Genomic DNA, 5,738 nt, shown 5'->3' with positions numbered 1-5,738 from the left:
GCCGCGCTGGCCTACGGGACAGAATCCATCCCCAAGGTGGACAAGATCGTAGGCCCGGGGAATATCTATGTGGCTCTGGCCAAGAAGGCGGTGTACGGCCATGTAAGTATTGACGCCATCGCAGGACCCAGTGAGATCCTGGTGATCGCCGATGAGACGGCGGATCCCCGGTATGTGGCGGCGGATCTTCTGTCCCAGGCGGAGCATGACGAACTGGCCTCCGCCATCCTTGTTACAACCAGCCAGGAACTGGCGGAAGCGGTATCCGGGGAAGTGGATCAGTTCCTTACGGTATTGTCCCGGGCGGAAATCATCCGGAAATCCCTGGATAATTACGGCTATATCCTGGTGGCGGACACCATGGATGAGGCGGTGGAGATCGCCAATGAGATCGCGTCGGAGCACCTGGAGATCCAGACCCGTAACCCCTATGAGGTCATGACCAAGATCCGCAATGCTGGTGCCATCTTCCTGGGACCATATGCCAGCGAGCCTCTGGGAGATTATTTTGCAGGACCAAACCATGTGCTTCCCACCAACGGGACGGCCAAATTTTTCTCTCCCCTCTCGGTGGATGATTTCATCAAGAAATCCAGTATCATCGCTTATTCCAGGGAAGCGCTCCAGGCGGTCCATGAGGACATAGAGACATTTGCGAAGGCGGAAGGGCTGACGGCCCACGCCAATTCCATCCATGTAAGATTCGAAGAGCAGGAGGGAGACAGATGAATCGGACGGCAAATTGTGAGAGACGGACAAACGAGACAAAGATCCAGGTGACCTTAGGCCTGGACGGGACCGGGAAGACCAGCATCCACACCGGCATCGGGTTTTTTGACCACATGCTGGACGGTTTTGCCCGCCATGGGCTTTTCGACCTGACGGTGGCGGTGAGCGGCGATCTTGAGGTGGACTGCCACCACACCATCGAGGATACGGGCATTGTGCTGGGACAGGCCATCCGGGAAGCGGTGGGGGATAAAGCGGGGATCCGCCGCTACGGCCACATGATCCTGCCCATGGACGAAACGCTGGCGCTGTGCGCGGTGGATCTGTCCGGCAGACCCTACCTGGGATTCCAGGCGGAATTCCCTACAGAACGGGTGGGGGAGATGGACACCCAGATGGTCCGGGAGTTTTTCTACGCAGTTTCCTACAGCGCCATGATGAACCTTCATCTGCGGATCCTGGATGGGGAGAACAGCCATCATATGGCGGAGGCCCTGTTTAAGAGTTTTGGAAAAGCTCTGGATATGGCCACGATGGAAGAACCCAGGATCAAGGATGCCTGGACAACGAAAGGAAGCTTATCAGTATGAGTTATAAAAAGATCATCCCCTGTATCTTCATTGCGGGGGCCAAAGCAGTAAAATGGTTTACAGACCAGGAGGTGCTCTCAGAGGACGTGGTGGGGCTGGCAAAACACTACAGCGACGCCGGGGCCGACGAGCTTCTGGTCTTCGACCTTTCTGATTCGGATGACGAACATGAGGAGGCCATCGACCTTATGCGCAGGATCAACCGGGTCATCCGGATCCCCATGGTGGCAGGAGGCAATATCCGTCGCCAGGAGGATGTAAAGAAGATCCTCTATTCCGGCGCCAAGCGGGCCATGCTGAACTTCTCCAAGCCGGACAGCGTGAAGATGATGGAGGATGCGGCCAAACGGTTCGGCAAGGAGAAGATCGCGGTTTCTCTCAATGATTTTGACGCCTTGTTCAAACATCAGCACATCATCGAGGATTTCACCAGCGAAATTGTTTTCATGCACCGTCTGGACCTGAATTCAGTGATGAATGTGACAGATGTTCCCTGCGTGATCGTGACAGACACCATGGAAGAGCGGGAACTTTTCAAGATCCTGAAGTGCCCGGGCGTGAAGGGGCTCTCCGGGAAATATGTGAGCCGGAAAGAGATGGATTTTGTGGCTTTCAAGGAGCAGTGCGAGGAGGAGGACATCCAGATGACCTCCTTTGAGAGCATGATGGAATTCTCCCAGTTCAAGACCAACGAACAGGGACTGATCCCGGTGATCGTCCAGCATTATAAGTCCCAGGAGGTTCTGATGCTGGCCTATATGAACCAGGAGGCCTTCGACCATACCATCAAGACCGGGAAGATGACTTACTACAGCCGCAGCCGGCAGTGCCTGTGGACCAAGGGAGAGACCAGCGGACATTACCAGTATGTAAAGTCTTTGACCATTGACTGCGACCTGGACACCCTGCTGGCCAAGGTGGACCAGGTAGGGGCGGCCTGTCATACCGGCAATCCCACCTGTTTCTTCCAGCCTCTGGCGGGAAATGATTTTGATGAGACCAACCCTCTGAAGGTGTTCGAGAGTGTATATGATACCATTGTGGACCGGAAAGAACACCCCAAGGAAGGGTCCTACACCAACTATCTGTTTGAAAAGGGCATCGACAAGATCCTGAAGAAGGTAGGGGAGGAGGCCACGGAGATCGTGATCGCCGCCAAGAACCCCAATCCAGAGGAAGTCAAATACGAGGTGTCTGATTTCCTGTACCATGTGATGGTGCTGATGGTGGAGCGGGGGATCACCTGGGAGGATATTATCCGGGAACTGGCTGACCGGTAGCATAGAGAGGAAGGACGGCGCATATAGTTTCACCAAGAGAGGTGAGACCATGAACGAGTCTGAGAAACGCAGGAAAAAACTTCTGGAAGAGACCCGGAGCCTGTACAGCGACTGGAGGACCCCGCCTGCCGTACACCCCCGATACCGGGCGGCTTACCGCAGACTGTACCCTGGGGAAGAGACAGAAGAGGGAATGCCGGGTAGATTCGGGCTGCGGGCCTTCTGCTGTTTCCTTCTGTTCGCCGCCTTTGTGGCCATGGACTACCAGGGGGGAACGATCCTGGAGGCAGACAGCCAGAGGATCACAGAAGAGATCGCCACGGATCTTGACGTGGCGGAAGTGTGGAAGAACCTGTAAAAGACAATAAGAAAAAGCGCCTGCTGCAATATGGATCGTCCATAGCGCAGCAGGCTTTTCTTGTCTGATCATAAGGAAATGAGCTTAGATCCCGCTTGCCCCGTAGTTGGACAGGACTCTTGCGGAGGGGTCGTCTACATCGCAGCCCTCCCATTCCCTGTTTGGCATCCAGAAGTCTTTGACCATGGGCGCCTGTCCGGGGTAGAAGGAATCAAAAAGTTCCCGGTAGAGAAGGGATTCTTTGGTAAATGGAGCGGCATAGCGGTAGCGTGCCGCTTTTTCCTTGAATACTTCGTCGGTGTAACAGCTTTCAGCATACTCCTTCAGGTCATCCACCATGGAATGACCCACCGCGTCGGAAAAGGCTGCCTTCTCCCGCATCAGGATGGAACGGGGGAGAAGCCCGTCCGCTTCAAAGGCGTGGCGGAGCAGATATTTTCCCTTGTGGTAGGTGTTCATTTTTCTGGCCGGATCAATGGCCATAACATATGAGACAAAGTCCAGATCGCCAAAAGGCACCCGGGCTTCCATGGAGTGGACGCTGATACAGCGGTCCGCCCGCAGGACGTCGTACATATGCAGTTCTTTGACCCGCTTTACGGATTCCTTCTGGAATTCCTCCGGGGAGGGGGCGAAGTCTGTGTATTTGTAACCGAACAGTTCGTCGGAGATCTCCCCGGTGAGAAGAACCCGCACGTCTGTGGTCTCATGGATGGCCTGGCAGAGAAGATACATACCCATGGAGGCCCGGATGGTGGTAATGTCATAGGTGCCAAGGGCTTTGATCACTTCCGGCAGGGCGGCGATCACCTGGTCTCGCGTGATCAGGATCTCTGTGTGCCTGCTTCCGATATACTCGGCTGCTTCCCGGGCATATTTCAGGTCGATGGCGTCGGTCTCCATGCCGATGGCGAAGGTGCGGATGGGCTTATTAAGCCGGGAGGCGGCGATGGCGCATACCAGGGAGGAATCCAGTCCTCCGCTTAGGAGAAAGCCCATGGGAGCGTCGGCGTCCAGTCGTTTCTCCACCCCTTTGATCAGTTTGTCGTGAATCTTGCGGCAGATCTCCTCCAGATCATCCTGGCAGACTTTGTCCACCTTGGTGATGTCCCGGTAGCAGATAAACTGGCCGTCCTTATAATAGTGGCCGGGCGGGAAAGGTTTGATCTCCGAAGTCAGTCCTTCCAGGTTCTTGGCCTCGCTGGCGAAAAGGATAGCCCCCTCCCGGTCGTACCCGTAGAATAAGGGGCGGATCCCGATGGGATCCCGGGCGGCGATCCAGGAGTTTCTGGCAGCGTCGTAGAGCACCAGGGCAAATTCCGCGTCCAGATGAGAGAACATCTCTGTGCCCAGCTCTTCATAGAGGGGCAACAGGATCTCGCAGTCGCTGTCACTTGCGAAGGTATAGCCCTTCCGGATCAGTTCCTCCTTCACCGGGCGGAAGCCATAGATCTCGCCGTTGCACACCAGATAATTTCCATGGAGCAAAAAGGGCTGCATGCCTTCCGGGGTCAGTCCCATGATGGAGAGCCGCTGGAAGCCCATCAGTCCATTTCCGGTGTCCAGGATCCTTTCATCGTCCGGCCCCCGGGAGTGGGTCCGGGAGAGACCGCCTGCGAACCGGCTGTAATCTGCTTTTGGGGTACAATAACACATAATGGTACACATAACTTCGTTTCCTACTTTCTGTTGGTTTCAATGTCCATGGGATACCGGCCGTCAAAGCAGGCCCGGCACAGGGGAAGGTCCCCGGCCATGGAGGGGAGATCTTGGATGTCCAGATATCCCAGGGAATCCGCCCCGATCATGGTGCAGATCTCCTCTGCGGAATGGGAGGAGGCGATCAGCTGCCGGTTGGAGGGGATGTCCGTGCCAAAATAACAAGGGTATAAGAAGGGCGGGGAGCTGATCCGTACATGGACGCTTAATGCGCCGGCGGCTTTTAACATATGGATCAGGTTGGCGATCGTGGTGCCCCGGACGATGGAGTCGTCCACCAGGACCAGACGCTTTCCCTTCACCACGGACGCCAGCACGCTGAGCTTCAGGCGGACGCTGTTTTCCCGTTCCTTCTGGGTGGGTTTGATAAAGGTCCTGCCCACATAGCTGTTTTTATAAAAGGCAATGCCAAAGGGGATCCCGGAGGCTTCTGAGAAGCCTTTTGCTGCCGGGACGCCGGAATCCGGCACGCCGCAGACCAGGTCCGCCTGGGCGGGCCAGGCTTTTGCCAGGGCGGCTCCTGCCCGGAGGCGGGCGTCATAGACGGAGATGCCGTCCAGGGTGCTGTCCAGCCTGGCAAAATAAATGTATTCAAAGATACAGTGGGCGTGGCGTTCCTGACAGAGGCTGCAGTCAGAAGAAAGTCCCTTGTCTGTGATAGTCAGGATCTCCCCGGGGCGCACGTCCCGGATAAATGTGGCTCCCACGCTTGCCAGGGCGCAGCTTTCCGAGGCAAGGACATAGGCCTGGTCCCGTTTCCCCAGGCACAGCGGCTTTAATCCAAGAGGATCCCGCACGCCGATCAGCTTCCGGGGACTGGCGATGACCAGTCCGTAAGCGCCCCGGATCCGGGAAGCGGTTTTCCGGATCGCTTCTTCCACCGTGCTGCTGGTCATCCGTTCTCTGGCGATACAGCAGGCGATCACCTCCGAGTCGGTGGTGGTGTGGAAGAGGGTGCCGGTCCGCTCCAGTTCTTCCCGCAGAGCGCCGGCGTTGACAAGATTTCCATTGTGGGCCAGGGCCAGGGTTCCTTTGGCATAGTTTAAGACCAGGGGCTGGGCG

6 protein-coding genes are annotated in these 5,738 nt (G+C 56.4%); 4 read left to right on the top strand and 2 right to left on the bottom strand.

From position 1 onward, the window contains the following. From hisD to ACML7B_RS10005, 4 genes are all read left to right on the top strand, one after another. A partial coding sequence (hisD, locus tag ACML7B_RS10020; protein ID WP_418541062.1) for a histidinol dehydrogenase occupies nt 1-729 on the top strand: 729 nt, incomplete at its 5' end. Then, the gene (hisB, locus tag ACML7B_RS10015) at nt 726-1,319 is read left to right on the top strand and encodes an imidazoleglycerol-phosphate dehydratase HisB (RefSeq protein WP_106788138.1); all 594 of its coding nucleotides are present in this window, start codon (nt 726-728) and stop codon (nt 1,317-1,319) included. The genes hisD and hisB, both read left to right, overlap by 4 nt. After that, nucleotides 1,316-2,599, top strand: a complete 1,284-nt coding sequence (gene hisIE / locus ACML7B_RS10010; protein ID WP_346708323.1) for a bifunctional phosphoribosyl-AMP cyclohydrolase/phosphoribosyl-ATP diphosphatase HisIE — start codon at nt 1,316-1,318, stop codon at nt 2,597-2,599. The genes hisB and hisIE overlap by 4 nt, the downstream gene beginning before the upstream one ends. Before the next feature lie 49 nt (nt 2,600-2,648). Beyond that, nucleotides 2,649-2,957, top strand: a complete 309-nt coding sequence (locus ACML7B_RS10005; protein WP_418541060.1) for a hypothetical protein — start codon at nt 2,649-2,651, stop codon at nt 2,955-2,957. A gap of 84 nt (nt 2,958-3,041) precedes the next feature. Here the strand turns inward: ACML7B_RS10005 and asnB are convergent, their stop codons facing one another. Together asnB and purF are read right to left on the bottom strand one after the other, a co-directional pair. Further along, on the bottom strand, nt 3,042-4,625 hold the full coding sequence (gene asnB / locus ACML7B_RS10000) for an asparagine synthase B (RefSeq protein ID WP_346708325.1): 1,584 nt from the start codon (nt 4,623-4,625) through the stop codon (nt 3,042-3,044). Between the two features lie 11 nt (nt 4,626-4,636). Then, a partial coding sequence (gene purF, locus ACML7B_RS09995) for an amidophosphoribosyltransferase (RefSeq protein ID WP_418541059.1) occupies nt 4,637-5,738 on the bottom strand: 1,102 nt, incomplete at its 5' end.

This window comes from Massilistercora timonensis (genome assembly GCF_048354975.1).
Taxonomy (GTDB): domain Bacteria; phylum Bacillota; class Clostridia; order Lachnospirales; family Lachnospiraceae; genus Massilistercora; species Massilistercora timonensis.
Note: the sequence above shows the minus strand (reverse complement) of the source record. Positions and strands in the feature narration are given on the sequence as shown.

Bases quoted from the DNA above. Each gene is read 5' to 3' on its own strand.
- asnB (WP_346708325.1), bottom strand. From the start codon at position 4,625: ATGTGTACCATTATGTGTTATTGTACCCCAAAAGCAGATTACAGCCGG.
- ACML7B_RS10005 (WP_418541060.1), top strand. From the start codon at position 2,649: ATGAACGAGTCTGAGAAACGCAGGAAAAAACTTCTGGAAGAGACCCGG.
- hisB (WP_106788138.1), top strand. From the start codon at position 726: ATGAATCGGACGGCAAATTGTGAGAGACGGACAAACGAGACAAAGATC.
- hisIE (WP_346708323.1), top strand. From the start codon at position 1,316: ATGAGTTATAAAAAGATCATCCCCTGTATCTTCATTGCGGGGGCCAAA.